Genomic DNA, 16,570 nt, shown 5'->3' on the forward strand with positions numbered 1-16,570 from the left:
TCAGTGCTTCGACTCGCAAGTACCGTTGCGTATTCCTGCGAGGCGATCCGCAATTAACGCTCGCTCAGCACTGAGTCCTACGTGAATAAGTTCGTTGCCGAACTTATGACCCGAAGGACTCAGGAGCCCCACACACGACAAACGCCCCGCCGATGTCCGCGCCGATCAGCACGCGACGGACCATATCGAGGGCCATCTGGGCGGCAAACTGCTTGACGCGCTGCCGGCCTCCAGGAAAACGGAAGGTCCGCACGATGCGGGCAGTCGGGGTGACGGCCGCAATGGCCACCGTCCCCACCGGCTTGCGCTCGCTGCCTCCGGTCGGACCGGCGATCCCGGTCACGCCGACGCTCACTTCCACACCGGCCCGCTCGCGGACGCCATCCGCCATGGCCAGGGCCACTTCCTCACTCACGGCGCCGTGCACGTGGATAAGTGCCGTCGGTACCCCGAGCCAGGTGGTCTTCGATTCGTTGTTGTAACACACCGCATTCACGAACACATAATCTGAACTGCCGGGCACGTCGGTCAGCCGCGACGAGATCAATCCGCCCGTGCAGGATTCGGCAACGGCTATTCGCCAGCCCCGCTGGCGAAGCGCGTCTCCCACGACCTGCTCGAGCGCCCGCCCGTCGATGCTGAAGGTATCGGCACCAACGACCGCCACCACCTGCCTGGCGGCATCATCGAGCCTGGCCATGCCGATCGCTTCTGTGTCGGCGTGCACCGAGAGGTGCAACTCGATCTGCGCGGATACCGTTAGCACCGTGGTCGCGATGGGCAGCGCCTCGCGCGCCCAGCGGGAGTAGGTCGGAAAGACCATCTCCTCGACCTCGGACTCGGTCCGGCCACAGATTCTCAGCACCTTCCGGCAGAGTTTCCGGCCTCCGGCCCGCGGCGCGAGCCGCTCGGCGGCCACCCGCGTGAACATCGGCTCGAGTTCACCGGGCGGTCCCGGCAGCAGGATCAGGATTCGCCCATCGCGTTCGATCCACAACCCTGGTGCGGTCCCGTTCTGATTGGGCAGGACCTCTGCCCCAACTGGCACCAGGGCCTGGCGCCTGTTTGTCTCGGCCATGCGCATGCCACGCGACGCGAAGCGTTGGCGGATGCGATCGAGCACCAGTTCGTCTTCAACCAGCCTCATCGCCAGCAGCCCGGCGACGGCATCGCGCGTCAGATCGTCGTCGGTGGGCCCGAGCCCTCCGCACATCACGACCAGTTCGACCCGGTCCAGCGCCACGCGCAGCACTGCCGCGACATCGTCCCGCCGGTCGCCCACCACCGTCTTGGCGCGTACCTCGATGCCCAGCTCGTTGAGACATCCGGTGATGAAGAGGGAATTCGTGTCGACGCGCGGCGGCACGAGCAACTCGGACCCGACGGCGATAATCTCCGCCCAGCGCAGACCGATCGTGCCGGCCGTCTCCGTCATCTCATCCACTCCGGGCGCCACCAGACGAGGACCTGCACGACCAGGTTCGCGTACACGCCGGCCATCGCATCATCGGCCATGATACCGAGGCCACCCCCGAGGTGCTCGAACCGGCCTGCTGGCCATGGTTTGATGATGTCAAACACGCGAAACACGAGGAAGGCGGCCACCACAACCGGCCACGACAACGGCAGCCACAACAGGCTGACCAGCATGCCGACCACTTCGTCGATCACGACCACCCCGGGGTCTTCGACGCCAAGATGGTGCTCGACGACCGTGGCACTCCAGACGCCGATGATAAACAGCCCGACGGCCACGGCGAGATCGAGCCAGTGGTACCCGAGCATTCGAAGCGGCACAATCAGGAGCAACCCCGCGACCGACCCAGCCGTGCCCGGTGCAATCGGTGAGTACCCGGAGTATCCGAACGTAGAAACGGCAAGCGCGACACGGGAACCGACGGTGTGTGGTTTCATGAAGTCAGACAGATCACGAGGTCGCCGCATGCTGGATCACGCGTGTCCCGGCCAGCCGATCGTGCAGGGCACGAAAGTCGCCGAACGCCGCAGGCAGGAATCCGAGGCCGGCCGGGCCGATCGAGAGCAGCATGGCGAGGGTCCGCCACGTGGCCCGCCGCAGATCCATGGCCTCCCGGTTGACGGGAACGACGCGGATGCCCACGGCCATTTTCCCCAGCGTCTGACCGAGCGTTCCGGTAAACAGGATGAGATAGCCGCCATTGAGCAGGATCAGAAACGTCAGGAGCGGCACCAGGGGCAGCACGCGGATCTCCGACGGACTCAATCCGCACAGTCGCAGCGTGAATGACAGCAGCACCGCGTCGATGCCGGCCAGAAGCAACGCGTCTATGGCGGCGGCCCCAAAGCGACGTGACGGCGGCGCGACAGGTGCGAGAGCGTCGGCGCCTGCGGAGGTGACCGGTTCGGGCGGCGAGGCCACCGGTCGGACCTCTGCCGGTGGCACGGCCACCGGAGCTTCGAGATTCAGTTCGAGTGGAACGGGCCTTCGCACCTCCGGTCGCACGCGAACGCGCGACGGCGTCGGTGTGGCTCGCCTGACAGAGAGAGGCGCCCGAGGTGGCGGAAGCAGGCCATCACCAAAGAGCGGCAGATCCATGGGCGTGCCTTCCGGCAGTGGCGCCAGCCGGCGGTCGACACCCGAAGCAGGCGTGGCGCCCCCCGGCGTTTTCCGGAATCGCGCCCCTCGCGTCAGGTGGGCACCCGGGACGGCCGGCGCTGTCGTCTCCTGGTTGATCAGGGAGAATTCGTATCCGCAGTGCTTGCAGCGGTCACCGCTGTCGAATCCGAGATAGCCACACTTGGGACACTTCATCAGCGGCGCTCGCCTGTCGACCCTGGCGGCACCACGGCCCCGGCGTCGCCCCCCGCGCCTTGCGGTTGCGGGTACCCGAGCAACGCCCGTTGGATCGTGGCGCGCAGGCGGTCGGCCTCACCTGAGAGCGGATCGGCGTCGGCAATGCCGTCAAGCGCGGCCAGCGCCGCCTTCAACTGGCCGGACCCAAACATGGATCGGGCCCGCGAGAGCGCAAGTTCGGCCGCGCGCGGCACGGGCAGCGGTTCCGGAGGCCGGGCAACCGTGCTCACGTTCGCCGGACGCGCGAGCTTCAAGTCCAGAAACGGCTTGAGCGGATCCTTCGAGGTGGCAAACAGCATGATCGCGCCCGCCACCAGGGCCAGTCCGATAATCGGCCACGCCCGCACCGGACGCCGCGAGGCGGTCAGCAACGATCGCGCGGTGACGGCACGCCTCGAGGTCTGCAGGCGCCTCGCGCGCGATTCGCGCACCTGCGCGGCGCGCTCGCCGGAGAGACGCTCGAGCCGGTCGAGGTAGGACTGCGCCGTCTCGTGCGCATCGTCCTGATCCACGGCTGAACTGAGCAACTCCCGGGCGACCCCTTCGTCGCCGCGGCTGAGCGCGTCCATGCCTTCCTGGACCAGTTGTTCCGACTTGCGTTGGCGCTCGGCCATCGCGCCACGAGCCCGCTCGATGTAGGCCCGCGCCCGCGCGTGCGTACGATCGAGAAACAGCACGCGTCCCCAGACGTTGGTCGCATCCTGATACCGTCCGGCGAAGTAGTGGTCGAGGCCGGCGAGCAGCAACTCGTCGATCCGGACATCACGGTCGGCGACGGTATCAGCGTCACCGGGGAGCGCCGTTGGTGTGGGTCGCGGATCAGTCATGGGCGATTCAGGAATGCGTGTCGTGATTATACGACAAGCTTTCGCCGTCGCGATCACCCTGCCTTGCCGGCGCAATCCCCAACCCGCGCATCTTGCGGTAGAGATTGCTGCGTTCGACGCCGAGCACCTCCGCGGTGCGCGAGATGTTGCCCTGCTGCGAGGCCAGCGTCTTCAGGATGTAGTCACGCTCAAACTCGTCTCGCGCTTCGTGGAGGGGCCGCACAGGTGCGGCGCCGGCGGCGACTGGTCCCGCCGGCGTCGGACCAAGAAACGTGAGATCCTCGGCCTTGATGACCTCGCCCGGCACCATGATCATCAGCCGCTCGATGACGTTCCGAAGTTCGCGGATGTTGCCGGGCCATCCGTAATGCGCGAGCACCGTCAGCGCTCCCTCATCCAGGGTCTTGAGACGCCGTCCGTATTCGCGTGCGAACAGACGCGTGAAGTGGACGGCCAGCAGCGGAATGTCCTCGCCACGATCCCGGAGCGGCGGCACGAAGATCGGAATGACGTTGAGCCGGAAGTAGAGATCCTCGCGGAAGCGGCCGTTCTTGATCTCGGCGAGCAGGTCCTTGTTGGTGGCCGCCAGCACCCGGGTGTCCACTTTGATCCGGGTCGTGCTGCCGACTGGCTCGATCACCTGCTCCTGGAGCACCCTCAGCACCTTGGCCTGGGTCTTCAGGCTCATGTCGGCGATCTCGTCGAGGAAGATCGTCCCGCCATCGGCGGCTTCGAACTTGCCGCGACGATCGGCGACCGCGCCGGTAAACGACCCCCGCATATGGCCGAACAGCTCCGACTCGATCAGCTCTTCGGGAATCGCGGCACAGTTCACCTCGACGAACGGACCGCCCCGGCGACGGCTCAATCCGTGGACCGACCGCGCGACCAGCTCCTTGCCCGTGCCGTTGTCGCCGAAGATGAGCACGCGCCCGTTGGTCGGCGCCGCCATCGCCACCTGCTCGCGCAGTTGGGTCATCGCGTAACTCTCGCCGACCATGGTCAACTCCTCGTCGACCCTGGCCCGGAGCGCGCGGTTCTCGGTCTCGAGGTGCCGCTGCCTGAGCGCGTTGGCCACGACGAGCACGGTCTTGTCGAGCGAGAGCGGTTTCTCGATAAAGTCGAATGCCCCCATCTTGATCGCGCGGACGGCCGACTCGATGTTGCCGTGCCCCGAGATCATGACGACGGCGGCATCAACCTGGCGATCCCGCAGGCGCTGGAGTGTGGTGAGCCCGTCGATCCCCGGCAACCAGATGTCCAGCAGGATCACGTCATAGGTGGCACGAAGCAACCGATCCAGGCAGGCTTCGCCGCTGTCGACGGTCTCCACCTCGTGGCCCTCGTCGCGCAGCACACCGGTGAGCGCCGTGCGCACGCCCGGTTCATCGTCGACGACCAGCAGCCGAGCCTTCATGCCGCCCCCGTCGCGATCGCGCCTTCGGGTTCACACGGCAGCTCGATGGTGAAGCGCGTGCCCCGAGGCTGATTCTCGCCCACCTCGATGGCGCCGCCGTGCTCGGCCACGATGCGACGCACGATCGCGAGCCCGAGCCCGCTGCCCCGCTTCTTGGTCGAGTAGTACGGCATGAACAGTTTCTCCCGATCAGCAAGTGCGATGCCCGGACCGTCGTCGGCCAGCACGATTCGCACGAGGTTGGTCCCGGGATCGTGCTGGGTCTCGACCACCACCTGCCCCTGCTGATTGATCGCCTCGATGGCGTTGTCGACCAGGTTGATGATCACCCGGCGAATCTGGTCCGGGTCGAGCCGGACGCGCGGCAGATCGACCGCGAACAGGGTTTCGAGGCGCACGTGCTCGAACAACCCGTCATAGAGGACGAGGATGCGGCGCAGCAACTCGTGCACGTCGGTGGACTCGCGGCGTGGAGCCGGCATCCGGGCGAACTGCGAGAACTCGTCGACCAGTGACTTGAGCGACTCGACTTCGCCGACAATCGTGGTCGTGCACTCGTCGACGAGCGCCTTGACGTGATCCGGCGCCGTGGAGAACTGCCGCTGCAGGCGCTGCGCGCAGAGCTGGATGGGCGTCAGCGGATTCTTGATCTCGTGGGCGAGCCGGCGCGCCACTTCCCGCCACGCCGCCACCTTCTGCGCGCGAATCAGCGGGGTGATGTCGTCGACCACCAGGACGCGTCCATCCGATCCGCCATCGTCGCTGTGCAGCCTCGTGGAGGCGACAGCCAGCGCCACCTCCCGGCCGTCACGCGTCAGTGAGAGTTCCTGGGCCGGCGGATCCTTGGCGCCGACCCCACGTGGTTGCGCGAACACGGCGAGCGGCTGCAGATCGGGTTCGTTGAAGACGACGGCTGCCGCCTGGCCAACGACCGCGGCGCCCAAACCGAGCAGCCGAAGCGCTGCGGGATTGATCGTCGTGATAAACCCGGCCTCGTCAATAGTCACCACACCGGTGGCCACCCGCTCCAGGATGGCTTCGGTGAAGCGCCGCCGCTCCTCGACCTCCGTGTGCTTCTGCTCGAGATCCACCGTTGAGCGCTCCAGCCGGCGCCTGTTGGTGGCCAACTCGTCGGCCATGCTGTTGAACGCGTCGACCAGCGAGCCGAATTCGTCGGCGGTCTCCCGTTCCACGCGGTGCTCGAAATGACCGGCCCCGATCTCACGGGCCGCCGTGGCCAGTGCCTGTACGGGTCGCGTGATCCGCTTGGCCAGATACAGCCCCATCCATGTCGCGCCGACCAGAATCATCAGCGTGACCATCAGGAAGAACGACAGGTAGACGCCCGTCAGCGGCTGCTTCAGCACGCGGAGCTGGCTGTAGGATTCGTACGCCTTGGTCACCCCTCGCGCCCGGACCGCCATGTCGCCGGTCAGGTGCACGCTCGCCACCACCACCCCTGAGACCGCACCATCGGGCCTGCGCACGGGCGAGGCTGCGCGGATCAGTTCGCCCCCGCTCTCGAGCGGTTCACGCAGCCAGACGTCGGGTTGATCGGTGGTCGCCCGCATCGCCAGTCGATCCGATGACGCCCGAATCGCGCCGATCGGCAGCGTGGGCGAGGCGACGTCAACCACCGCGACCAGGACGCCTGTCGGTTCATTGCCGCGCGGCAGCCGATAGACCTCGATCAGGCCGGCGCGCTGGTCGTTGACGACCGGGGCAACCACGTCACGAACAAAACGCACGTCAGGCTGTGCGAGATCGAGGGTGGCCAGCGATCGGGCAACCCGGGCGGCCTCATCACTCACCTGCCGCTGGCGTTCGTGGTAATAGTCGCTGGCAATCCGCTGCGCTGAGGCGAGCGTCTCGTCCAAATGCACGGTGAACCAACGGTCGACGTTGTTCCGGATGAGCTCGCTGCCCACCAGCAGCACGAGCACGGCGGGGACCAGCGTCATGGCCAGCAGGACCGTGACCAGCTTCGCGCGGAATCTGGCGAACGGCAGCGCGCGGCGGCGCTCGACCAGCAGCTTGATGACGCTGCGCGCGAGCACGAACCCGAGCGCCACCAGCATGGTGAGGTCCACCACCGACAGCGCATAGAGAACGAACTCGCTCAGGAAGTCCGGCGCGAGGCGACTCGACCGGTTGGCCAGCGTCATCGTGCCGGCCAACAGCGCGATGAGCCCCACAATGCCCAGCAGGACCATCCACGGGTTGTCACGCAATGGCCGCCGCCGCAGGGGCGGCGCCGGCGGCGACGCTGGCGGCACCGTCAGGCGAAGCGAGGTGTGAGACCGGCGGGCCTCAGCCATGAAGTGTCCCAGCTCCTGTCGATCAGGGGATGAACGTGAACCGCGCCGTTCCAGTCGCCGTGCTCGGCTCCCACGGCCAGACGAACCACGTCACGCGCGGTCGCGTGCGAACCCGCAGGCGAACGGTATATTCGACGTTGGCCTCGAGCTCCACGGCGCTGAACAGCGGCAGCCTGGCGAATGTGGTCAGGAACTTCTTGACCGCGTTCTGATCATCGGTCACCAGCGTATCTTCGTTGCGGCCGTCGATGGTGCGGGTCAACTGGTAGCGGCCCGTGAGCGTGTCGTGCTGCACGGAGGCCACGACCGTCGACGAGGCCAGTGTCCGATCAAACCACCAGAGCGGACGCCGAAGATCGACGTCGTACGTGATCGACGTGGTGAGTCCCGCGTGAATGGCTTCACCGAGTTCGTCCAGGGTGCTCGCGGCGAACGTGCACGACACGTAGACCCGGCCGTCGCGCGCGACGGCCGAGACGTCGATGCTCCGCGGCGCATCAGCACTCTCCAGCACCAGTAGAGCCAGCACGATGGCAAGCAGCCGTCCCGATGTCATTCCTTGGCGCTGACCAGATCCTTGAGTTCGGCCATGAACTCGCCGATGTCCCGGAAGTCGCGGTAGACCGAGGCGAACCGCACGTAGGCAACCTTGTCGAGTTGCTTGAGTTCCAGCATCAGGGACGTGCCTATTTCGTCGGTCGAGATTTCCTTCTCCGGCCGGTCCTGCAGTGTCGCCTCGACGCGGTCGGCAATCGCCTCGAGCGCCGAGACGGTGACCGGTCGCTTCTCGCAGGCCTTGAGCAGGCCGGCGATCAACTTCTGGCGCTCGAACCGTTCGCGCCGCCCGTCTTTCTTGATCACCATGTACGGCACTTCATCGACGCGCTCGTAGCTGGTGAATCGGCGCCCGCACTCCAGGCACTCGCGGCGCCTGCGGATCACATCGCCTTCGCGGCTCTCGCGCGAATCCACGACCTTGTCGCCCATGTGGCCGCAGTACGCGCACTTCATGGGACCTCCTCGTCTGACCGCTTGGCGGCGAGCCCGCTCGCCCCGCTTAAGCTGAGGCCCTCCCGGGCCATCAGAATCGACCCGGCGATCGTCACCGGCACAAACGACATGGCGTGCAGCACGATGGCCGCCCCGACCGCTCGATCGTTCGGCGTCGCGAAAAACACGGTCGCGCCGATGCGAAACGCTTCGTGGAACCCGCCGACCGCTCCCGGCGTCGGCACCGCCACGCCAACGACGAGGATGGTCATCATGAGAAACGCACCCGGGTACGACATCTCGATGTGGAACGCGCGGCTGGTCGCCCAAATCCCGAGCGCAATCGACAGCCACAGCGGGAATGACAGCAGCATGGCGATCGCCATCCGGCGGGGCTGACGGACCACGGCCAGGCCCTCGACAAAGGCTCGCACGACGCCGGCCACCGATCGAGCCAGGCGCGCTGGCAGGATCCGTTCGATCTTGAGGGCCCACCGCTCGAGGCGGTCGGGGTGCCCCGCGAGCACCATCATGACCACCAGACCAACCAGCGTCGCCGCGAACACCGTCAGCCCACCCACTTTGAGTGCCGAGTAGACCGCGGGATCAGTGGAGGTCAACCCGGACGAAAAAAAGACGACGAAGGTCGCAAACAGAAACAAGACGGCCAGCATGTCGAGCAGTCGCTCAATCACAATCGACGCAAATGTCGCAGTGGCGCTGAACCCCTCGTGCTTGGCGAGCAGATAGGGACGAATCACTTCCCCGGGTCGGGCCGGCAGCAGCGTCGACGCGGCGAAGCCGATCACGGTCGTCTTCAGACACTCGATGAAGTGCGGCCGACCGAGCGGGAGCAGCAGGTACTGCCACCTGAAGGCTCGCAGCACGTAGGTCGATCCCGTGGCCAGCAGCGCAAACAGCAGGAAGTCGATCCGCCCCTGCTGGAGTTCGCCCCAAACCGAGGAGAGGTTGGCGTGTCGAAGAAACCACACCAGCAGAGCCAAGGCCAGCCCCACCACGAGCAGGGTGCGAAGATGGGTACGCATCCGCTCCGAACTCTACTACAAGCACGGCGGCAAGTCTATGGTCCGCAGCAAGTTACGCCTCTCTTGCACTTGGCTGGGTGCGCCGGTAACATGAGCCTGCCCGACGAGCCCTGTGAGGTCCACCGATGTCCAAGCCCATGATTGAGTCCACCCTCGAAGGCCTGACCCCGTTCCGCCGCGGCAAGGTGCGAGACCTCTACGAGGTGGGTCACGACCTGCTGATTGTGGCCACCGACCGGATTTCGGCCTTCGACTACATCCTGGGATCGGGCATCCCCGACAAGGGTAAGGTCCTCAACCAGCTCTCCGCCTTCTGGTTTGGCCTGATGACCGACATCATCCCCAATCACGTCATCACGACCGACCCGCTGCAATACCCGGAACCGGCTCGCCGCCATGCCGCCGTGCTGCGCGGGCGATCGATGCTCGTCCGCCGCACCCGGCCCCTGCCGGTCGAATGCGTGGTCCGTGGATATCTCGCGGGATCCGGCTGGAAGGAGTACCAGATGACTGGAGCCGTGTGCGGCATCGTACTGCCGAAGGGCCTGGTGGAATCGGACCGGCTGCCGACGCCGATCTTCACGCCGTCGACGAAGGCGGAAAGCGGGCACGACATCAATATCAATGACGCGGAAACCATTGGGATGGTCGGCCGCGAGCATTTCACGCAGTTGCGAGACCTGTCGCTGCGCGTCTACAGCCGCGGCGCGCAGCATGCCGAGACGCGCGGCATCATTGTCGCCGACACGAAGTTCGAATTCGGCATCATCGACGGCCCCGACGGCCGCGAGCACCTGATGCTGATTGACGAGGTCCTGACGCCCGATTCGTCCCGGTTCTGGCCGTCGGATTCGTACAAACCCGGGGGCGGTCAGCCAAGCTACGACAAGCAGTTCGTGCGGGACTACCTCGAGGCGATTGGCTGGAACAAGCAGCCGCCGGCGCCGGCGCTCCCCCCCGACGTCATCTCGAAGACGCGTCAGAAGTACGTCGAAGCCTATGAGCGCCTGTCGGGGCGCACACTCGAATAGGCCTTCCCACACGGGAGTGACACCCGAATCACACCGGACTCCACACCTTTGTAGACTCAATTGACAGTCCCAGCGGGTCCAGCACTCAATAAAGGTGAGTGCTAACGTGCCCCTATTTGACAGGCCCCGCGGTTCGAGCGATAATTAGCAGTCCATGAGTGTGAGTGCTAGCGAGCAGTGGAACTGCGCGCTGGACATGGTTCATTCTCGTACGTGGGAGGAGTTGGAACATTATGAAGGTCAAGCCACTTCACGACCGCATCATCGTCAAGCGTATCGAGGAAGGTGAACAGGTGGTCGGCGGCATCATCATCCCCGACAGCGCGAAGGAAAAGCCCCAGCAGGGCAAGGTTATCGCCGTCGGCGCCGGCAAAATCGACGACAAGGGCAAGCGTACGCCGCTCGACGTCAAGGACGGCGACAAGATCCTGTTCGGCAAGTACTCGGGGCAGGAAATCAAGCTGGACGGCGAGGAATTCCTCATCATGCGTGAGGATGAGGTTCTCGGGGTGATTGAGTAGGCGACGGCTGGCCCATCAAGGAGTTGACTAATGGCAAAACAGATTCAATACGGAGAGCAGTCGCGCCAGGCGATCCTGCGCGGCGTGAACAAGCTGGCCGATGCCGTCAAGGTGACGCTCGGTCCCAAGGGTCGGAACGTCGTGCTCGACAAGAAGTTCGGATCGCCGCTCATCACCAAGGACGGCGTGACGGTGGCGAAGGAAATCGAGCTGCCCGATCCCCTCGAGAACATGGGCGCGCAGATGGTGCGCGAAGTCGCGAGCAAGACGTCGGATGTGGCCGGTGATGGCACGACGACGGCCACGGTGCTGGCGCAGGCGTTCTACCGTGAGGGCGCGAAGATGGTGGCGGCGGGCGCGAACCCGATGGACCTCAAGCGCGGCATCGAGCGCGCGGTCGAGGCGATCACCGCCGACCTCAAGAAGCGGTCGAAGCCGGTCAAGGGCCACATGATCGCGCAGGTCGGGACGATCTCGGCGAACAACGACGAGACCATCGGCAAGATCATCGCCGAGGCGATGGAGAAGGTCGGCAAAGACGGTGTCATCACGGTCGAAGAGGCCAAGACGCTCGAGACCTCGCTCGAGGTCGTCGAGGGGATGCAGTTCGATCGCGGGTACCTGTCGCCCTACTTCGTGACCGATCCTGAGCGGATGGAAGTCGTGCTCGAGAATCCGATGATTCTCATCCATGAGAAAAAGATCAGCTCGATGAAGGACCTCCTGCCGATCCTGGAGCAGGTGGCCCGACTGAGCCGTCCGCTGCTCATCATCGCCGAGGACATCGAGGGCGAGGCGCTCGCGACGCTGGTCGTCAACAAGCTGCGCGGCACGCTGCACGTCGCCGCCGTCAAGGCGCCCGGCTTCGGCGATCGCCGCAAGGCCATGCTCGAGGACATCGCGATCCTGACCGGCGGCAAGGCCGTCACCGAGGATCTCGGCATCAAGCTCGAGAGCGTGAAAGTCGAAGACATGGGCCAGGCGAAGAAGATCACCATCGACAAGGACAACACGACCATTGTCGAGGGCGGCGGCGAATCCTTGAAGATCCAGGGCCGTGTGAAGCAGATCCGGGCCCAGGTCGAGGAGACTACGTCTGACTACGACCGCGAGAAACTGCAGGAGCGGCTGGCGAAACTGGTCGGCGGCGTGGCGGTGATCAAGGTCGGCGCGGCCACCGAAACCGAGATGAAGGAAAAGAAGGCGCGCGTCGAAGATGCGATGCACGCCACCAAGGCGGCCGTCGAAGAGGGCATCGTGGCCGGCGGCGGCGTAGCGCTGATCCGATCACTCAGCGCGCTCGACGGCCTCAAGGCCGAGGGCGACCAGCAGGTGGGCATCAACATCGTGAAGCGTGCGGTCGAAGAGCCGATGCGGTGGATCGCGCAGAACGCCGGACAGGAAGGCTCCATCGTCGTGCAGCGCGTCAAGGACGGCCAGGACGACTTCGGCTTCAATGCATTGACCGACAAGTACGAGCACCTGGTGGCGGCCGGCGTCATCGACCCGACCAAGGTCGTGCGCTCGGCGCTCCAGAACGCGTCGTCTATCGCGTCATTGTTGCTGACGACCGAGGCGATCGTGGCGGATATTCCTGAAGAGAAGAAGGAATCGGGGATGCCCCCCGGCGGTGGCGGCATGGGCGGGATGTACTAAGCTCGGGATTCCCGCCTTCGCCATGAGCCTCTCGCAGGGCTTCGGCGGACAAGCGGGGTGCGGGAGTCGGGGTTCGGTCTGAACCACTCCCGAGACCGATCGTGATAGATAGTGCAACGGCCCGGTGGGCATCACGCCCGCCGGGCCGTTCGTGTTTATCCGCTATTCACCCTGACTAGCGCAGGGTGAAAGTGAGTTCGATGGTCACCCAAACGGAAATCGGCTGGCCGAGGCGCTTGCCGGGTAAGAAGCGCCACTGCCGGGCGGCCTTGACGGCTTCCTGATCCAGGCCGAAGGTCGAATCGAGCGAGCGGACCACGCCGCACTCCCCCACCGTCCCATCCGCCTTGACCACACAGTCGAGTACGGCGATGCCCTGGATCTTGGCGCGCATCGCGTCGGCCGTGTATTGCGGTTTGACTTCCTTCTTCAGCACCGGAATCTCGATGCCGTTCCCGGGCCGGTAAGCGCCGCCTCCTGTGCCACCGCCCGAACCGTCTCCGATACCAGAACCCGAACCGTTTCCGATACCAGTGCCCGTGCCGCCCCCCATGCCTCCGCCCGTCCCGCTGCCGCGTGACGAACCGATGTCATTGAGCCCGACCAACGACTCGTCGAGTTGGGATTTGATTGGCACGAGGAAGTCCGGCACCGGAAGGGCATCCTCGGGCGCCTTGACAGGCTGAATGTCGGGCTTCTTCTGCTCCGGGACGACCAGCTTCTCTTTGCGAGGCGGTTCGACGGATCGGTTTCCACCACCTCCGCCGCCCCCGCCAGGCCCCGGCTGATCGAGCCAGACGACATCCTTGATCGTCGGGGAGTTCCGGAGGTCGACGGGCGGCCCCGGCGCCAGGGCAATGTACAGGACCGCGGCGACGATGGTAGCGTGGAAAACGAACGAAAACCCCAGAGATCCGCCCATGCGGGGGGCCTGTTTCTCGAACGAAAACTGGACCTGGCGCGCGTGCAGATGGTCCAACTGCACCGACACGTGGCCGACGGATCCCGTCGGTACCGGATTGCTGGCCTTCGGCTCGGACATGGACTGGAAACCCGCCTCTTTCATTGTCGCGCGACAGCGGTCACGGTTGCAAATGCAAGACCGCTACCAGGCACTCATCCAGTAACTACGCCGGCCTTCGCCGATCTGTTTCCTTCCGGGGAGGCTCGGCCGTCACCCAGGGGTGACACCGCGTCTACCCTGTTAGACGCGGCCGGCCCATGCGCCGATCGCAGCGTTTCCCCCTCCGAACGACAGCATCACCGCCAGCGCATCGGAAGCCCTGGCCGGATCTTCGATGGCGACCAGCACACCGCCCCGTTCGGTCAGCGTCTCGTAGATGAGCCCGTCGTGGGGCTGGAACCCCGCCCGGCGCATCGCGGCGGCGATCCCGACCCGGCCCAGGTCGCGCGCGCCGCCCTGGAGCGTGCCCACCAGACTCCCGGCTCCAAGCAAAGCGCCCACCTTCGGCAGTTCCAGGCGCTCGGGGTCGGCCCCCGTCATCTTTTGGACGAACGACGCCGCTTCGGGGCCTTCTTTGACCATAACGGTCATCACGGACGGCTGAAAGCCCTGCTGGCGCAGCGCGTCGATGCCCCGCTCCGCCCAGGTCACATCCTTGAACACACCCACCGTGAACAACGTCTGTTCGACCTTCGTCATCCCACTACTCCACGTTAGGACCCGGTCCCGATCCGGCAACAGTCACACCAAGGGGCCTCACCTAACTGTACGCCTGATACGGCATGGCATCAAGGCGCAATCCGGTGCTACAATTCATTCATGAGACTTGGCGTTCCAGAACTCCTGATCATCCTGGCGATTGCCGTCCTGATCTTTGGAGGCAGCCGGCTTCCCGAGCTGGGCCGCGGCATCGGCAAGGCCATCCGCAATTTCAAGGATGCCACGCAGAATGGCGATGTCAACGACAAGCGCGAGTAGGCGCTAGTCGCAGCCCCCAGCGATCGGCTAGATGACGACGCGGCTGTCGCCAACGCGCCGCGTGATCCGTTCCCGGTCCAGATACTCCAGCAGCGGGATCGCGTATTTCCGCGAGATCCCATAGCGACCCTTGAACATCGCCACGTCGAGCTTCACCGGCGCGCCGCTCCCGGTCTGCTTGAGCGCGCTGGTGTCTTGCTTGAGCCGCGCCAGCGCCTGTTCGTGAAACAGAAACGCATCGACACGGACAAGCACGCGCTGCCGCACCAGCAGCACGGCCATTGATTCCGCCACATCCGGACGGAGTGCCAGCGTCGCTGCCGTCTCCTTGATGTCGGGCGGCTTCAGGCCCGCCTCGCGATACAGCCGCTCGATCCCATCGCGCGCGACCTTCTCCTCGCCAGTCACCTCCACGCGATGCGAGGCCAGGGCCAGCCGGTCGCGCGCCACAAGGCGTCCCGAAGCAACCAGATCGGCGATCACGCGGTCGAACACCCCGGCAGCCGCATGCGCAAACAGGCGCTCCCGCACTTGCTCGCGCGGCAGACCATCAGCCAGCGGCTGTGCACGATGACACTCGGCGAGGCTCTCGACGACCGCGTCGGACAGGCCGGCCAGCGTGGCGGTGGCCACCAGGCTCCGCTCCACGCGGACCGCCCGGCCCTGCTCTTCGATGTGCGCGGCAAGGGACTCGGCGGTGGAGGGCGACAGACCAAGGCGGTAGACGAGCGACGCGATCGGCACCCCTGCCATCCCCGCCTCGTCAATCAACACCGCAAGTGCGCGCATCTCCGGAATCAGCGCGTCCGACGACGCCCACAACGGATCCAGTCTCCTGAATCGCTCGCGGCCAGTTGTCGTTCGGATTCCGGTCCTCGGGGCGATCGGGTCGAGCACGCTGCCGCCCGCGATCGTGATCGACGGCGAGTAGGCGCGCAGGATGAACCGGTCGCCGCGCGCCAGCACCAGCGGCGATTCGAGGCGAAGGCGCACGTACGCGGCGCGGCCAGGGGGAATCTCGGCAACAGACGTCTGGTCGCCGCCCGCTTGGTCGGCGACCAGCGACGAAATCGCCACGCGCCCGAGTACCTCGCTGGTCCCCTGATGCAAACGCACACGAGCCCCGTGCCGAATCGGCCGTTCCGAGATGAGCACCTCGACACGCGCATCGCAGACCCGCGTCGCGACAAAGTCGCCGGGCGAGACCAGGGTTTCGCCGCGCGTGAGGTCGGCGACCTCGACGCCACCCAGATTGACGGCTACGCGTTGACCAGCCTCACCGGCGGCCTGTTTCGCGCCGTGCACCTGGATGCCGCGCGCCTTCACGCTGCGTCCTGCGGGCAGCGCCATCAGATCACGGTCGGCGGCAAGCGTGCCCGACACGAGCGTCCCGGTCACGACGGTGCCGAAGCCCTTGACGGAAAACACCCGGTCCACTGGCAGACGCACAGGACCATCAGCCGAACGGCTGCGGGTCGTGCGGCCCAGATCGACAAGTGCCTGCTTGAGTGCGTCCAATCCGGCGCCCGTGCGCACCGACACCGGGATGATGGGCGCGTGCTCCAAAAACGACCCCTGGACCAGTTCGCGCGTCTCGAGGCGCACCAGATCGACGACATCCTGATCCACCAGGTCGGCCTTCGTCAGCGCGATGATGCCCGCCGGCACGTGGAGCAGGCGGCAGATCTCGAAGTGCTCCCGCGTCTGGGGCATCACGGACTCGTCGGCCGCCACGACGAACAGCACGGCATCGATGCCGCCAACACCGGCGAGCATGTTCTTGACGAAGCGCTCGTGCCCCGGCACATCGACAAACGCCACGCTCAGGTCGGGCGTCTGCCAGTGCGCAAACCCCAGGTCGATCGTGATCCCGCGCGCCTGTTCTTCCTTCAGCCGATCGGGATCGGTGCCCGTGAGCGCCAGCACCAGCGCACTCTTGCCGTGATCAATGTGGCCGGCGGTTCCAACGACAATGTGTTTCATGGATGG

Annotated in this window: 16 protein-coding genes; 4 read left to right on the top strand and 12 right to left on the bottom strand. The window is 65.7% G+C overall.

Annotated elements, in window-relative coordinates:
- Nucleotides 1–103: 103 nt before the first annotated feature.
- From NT151_12410 to NT151_12450, 9 genes are read right to left on the bottom strand one after another with little or no spacing between them, the layout of a single operon-like run.
- Nucleotides 104–1,435: a competence/damage-inducible protein A gene (locus tag NT151_12410; GenBank protein MCX6539718.1), complete on the bottom strand. Its 1,332-nt coding sequence runs from the start codon at nt 1,433–1,435 to the stop codon at nt 104–106.
- Nucleotides 1,432–1,914: a phosphatidylglycerophosphatase A gene (locus NT151_12415; GenBank protein MCX6539719.1), complete on the bottom strand. Its 483-nt coding sequence runs from the start codon at nt 1,912–1,914 to the stop codon at nt 1,432–1,434. The genes NT151_12410 and NT151_12415 overlap by 4 nt, the downstream gene beginning before the upstream one ends.
- 13 nt (nt 1,915–1,927) lie before the next feature.
- Complete coding sequence (locus NT151_12420; protein MCX6539720.1) at nt 1,928–2,791, bottom strand: RDD family protein; 864 nt, start codon at nt 2,789–2,791, stop codon at nt 1,928–1,930.
- Nucleotides 2,791–3,660: a hypothetical protein gene (locus NT151_12425; GenBank protein ID MCX6539721.1), complete on the bottom strand. Its 870-nt coding sequence runs from the start codon at nt 3,658–3,660 to the stop codon at nt 2,791–2,793. Before NT151_12425 ends, NT151_12420 begins: the two co-directional genes overlap by 1 nt.
- A 7-nt stretch (nt 3,661–3,667) precedes the next feature.
- A complete protein-coding gene (locus NT151_12430; protein ID MCX6539722.1) occupies nt 3,668–5,077 on the bottom strand; it encodes a sigma-54 dependent transcriptional regulator in 1,410 nt (469 codons plus the stop codon).
- A complete protein-coding gene (locus NT151_12435; protein MCX6539723.1) occupies nt 5,074–7,395 on the bottom strand; it encodes an ATP-binding protein in 2,322 nt (773 codons plus the stop codon). The genes NT151_12430 and NT151_12435 overlap by 4 nt, the downstream gene beginning before the upstream one ends.
- Nucleotides 7,396–7,417: 22 nt before the next feature.
- Nucleotides 7,418–7,951, bottom strand: a complete 534-nt coding sequence (locus NT151_12440) for a DUF4390 domain-containing protein (protein MCX6539724.1) — start codon at nt 7,949–7,951, stop codon at nt 7,418–7,420.
- Nucleotides 7,948–8,406 (bottom strand): transcriptional regulator NrdR, encoded by a 459-nt coding sequence (gene nrdR, locus NT151_12445; protein ID MCX6539725.1) that lies wholly within the window; start codon nt 8,404–8,406, stop codon nt 7,948–7,950. The genes NT151_12440 and nrdR overlap by 4 nt, the downstream gene beginning before the upstream one ends.
- On the bottom strand, nt 8,403–9,431 hold the full coding sequence (locus NT151_12450; GenBank protein MCX6539726.1) for a lysylphosphatidylglycerol synthase transmembrane domain-containing protein: 1,029 nt from the start codon (nt 9,429–9,431) through the stop codon (nt 8,403–8,405). Before NT151_12450 ends, nrdR begins: the two co-directional genes overlap by 4 nt.
- A 125-nt stretch (nt 9,432–9,556) precedes the next feature.
- Between NT151_12450 and NT151_12455 the strand changes: the two genes are divergently transcribed.
- The 3 genes from NT151_12455 (at nt 9,557) to groL (ending at nt 12,639) form a co-directional block, all read left to right on the top strand.
- Nucleotides 9,557–10,462 (top strand): phosphoribosylaminoimidazolesuccinocarboxamide synthase, encoded by a 906-nt coding sequence (locus NT151_12455; GenBank protein ID MCX6539727.1) that lies wholly within the window; start codon nt 9,557–9,559, stop codon nt 10,460–10,462.
- Between the two features lie 233 nt (nt 10,463–10,695).
- Nucleotides 10,696–10,983: a co-chaperone GroES gene (gene groES / locus NT151_12460; protein MCX6539728.1), complete on the top strand. Its 288-nt coding sequence runs from the start codon at nt 10,696–10,698 to the stop codon at nt 10,981–10,983.
- A 30-nt stretch (nt 10,984–11,013) separates the two neighbouring features.
- Nucleotides 11,014–12,639 carry a chaperonin GroEL gene (gene groL / locus NT151_12465; GenBank protein ID MCX6539729.1) on the top strand — a complete coding sequence of 542 codons (1,626 nt, stop codon included), beginning with the start codon at nt 11,014–11,016 and terminating at the stop codon, nt 12,637–12,639.
- A 175-nt stretch (nt 12,640–12,814) separates the two neighbouring features.
- Here the strand turns inward: groL and NT151_12470 are convergent, their stop codons facing one another.
- Together NT151_12470 and NT151_12475 are read right to left on the bottom strand one after the other, a co-directional pair.
- The gene (locus NT151_12470) at nt 12,815–13,681 is read right to left on the bottom strand and encodes an energy transducer TonB (GenBank protein ID MCX6539730.1); all 867 of its coding nucleotides are present in this window, start codon (nt 13,679–13,681) and stop codon (nt 12,815–12,817) included.
- Between the two features lie 162 nt (nt 13,682–13,843).
- Complete coding sequence (locus NT151_12475) at nt 13,844–14,302, bottom strand: hypothetical protein (protein MCX6539731.1); 459 nt, start codon at nt 14,300–14,302, stop codon at nt 13,844–13,846.
- Nucleotides 14,303–14,422: 120 nt separating this feature from the next.
- On the opposite strand from NT151_12475, the gene tatA reads away from it, so the two are divergent.
- Entirely contained in the window at nt 14,423–14,581 is a 159-nt protein-coding gene (gene tatA / locus NT151_12480; protein MCX6539732.1) for a twin-arginine translocase TatA/TatE family subunit, read from the top strand.
- A 27-nt stretch (nt 14,582–14,608) separates the two neighbouring features.
- Here the strand turns inward: tatA and selB are convergent, their stop codons facing one another.
- Entirely contained in the window at nt 14,609–16,564 is a 1,956-nt protein-coding gene (gene selB, locus NT151_12485; GenBank protein ID MCX6539733.1) for a selenocysteine-specific translation elongation factor, read from the bottom strand.
- Nucleotides 16,565–16,570: the final 6 nt, after the last annotated feature.

The organism is Acidobacteriota bacterium (genome assembly GCA_026393675.1).
Classification (GTDB): Bacteria; Acidobacteriota; Vicinamibacteria; order Vicinamibacterales; family JAKQTR01; genus JBAXOX01.

What these genes read in the sequence shown, in the direction of transcription:
- nrdR (MCX6539725.1), bottom strand. Translation starts at nt 8,406, where the DNA reads ATGAAGTGCGCGTACTGCGGCCACATGGGCGACAAGGTCGTGGATTCG.
- NT151_12475 (MCX6539731.1), bottom strand. Translation starts at nt 14,302, where the DNA reads ATGACGAAGGTCGAACAGACGTTGTTCACGGTGGGTGTGTTCAAGGAT.
- NT151_12440 (MCX6539724.1), bottom strand. Translation starts at nt 7,951, where the DNA reads ATGACATCGGGACGGCTGCTTGCCATCGTGCTGGCTCTACTGGTGCTG.
- tatA (MCX6539732.1), top strand. Translation starts at nt 14,423, where the DNA reads ATGAGACTTGGCGTTCCAGAACTCCTGATCATCCTGGCGATTGCCGTC.
- groES (MCX6539728.1), top strand. Translation starts at nt 10,696, where the DNA reads ATGAAGGTCAAGCCACTTCACGACCGCATCATCGTCAAGCGTATCGAG.
- NT151_12425 (MCX6539721.1), bottom strand. Translation starts at nt 3,660, where the DNA reads ATGACTGATCCGCGACCCACACCAACGGCGCTCCCCGGTGACGCTGAT.
- NT151_12410 (MCX6539718.1), bottom strand. Translation starts at nt 1,435, where the DNA reads ATGACGGAGACGGCCGGCACGATCGGTCTGCGCTGGGCGGAGATTATC.
- NT151_12420 (MCX6539720.1), bottom strand. Translation starts at nt 2,791, where the DNA reads ATGAAGTGTCCCAAGTGTGGCTATCTCGGATTCGACAGCGGTGACCGC.
- NT151_12455 (MCX6539727.1), top strand. Translation starts at nt 9,557, where the DNA reads ATGTCCAAGCCCATGATTGAGTCCACCCTCGAAGGCCTGACCCCGTTC.
- NT151_12435 (MCX6539723.1), bottom strand. Translation starts at nt 7,395, where the DNA reads ATGGCTGAGGCCCGCCGGTCTCACACCTCGCTTCGCCTGACGGTGCCG.
- NT151_12450 (MCX6539726.1), bottom strand. Translation starts at nt 9,431, where the DNA reads ATGCGTACCCATCTTCGCACCCTGCTCGTGGTGGGGCTGGCCTTGGCT.
- NT151_12470 (MCX6539730.1), bottom strand. Translation starts at nt 13,681, where the DNA reads ATGTCCGAGCCGAAGGCCAGCAATCCGGTACCGACGGGATCCGTCGGC.
- selB (MCX6539733.1), bottom strand. Translation starts at nt 16,564, where the DNA reads ATGAAACACATTGTCGTTGGAACCGCCGGCCACATTGATCACGGCAAG.
- NT151_12430 (MCX6539722.1), bottom strand. Translation starts at nt 5,077, where the DNA reads ATGAAGGCTCGGCTGCTGGTCGTCGACGATGAACCGGGCGTGCGCACG.
- NT151_12415 (MCX6539719.1), bottom strand. Translation starts at nt 1,914, where the DNA reads ATGAAACCACACACCGTCGGTTCCCGTGTCGCGCTTGCCGTTTCTACG.
- groL (MCX6539729.1), top strand. Translation starts at nt 11,014, where the DNA reads ATGGCAAAACAGATTCAATACGGAGAGCAGTCGCGCCAGGCGATCCTG.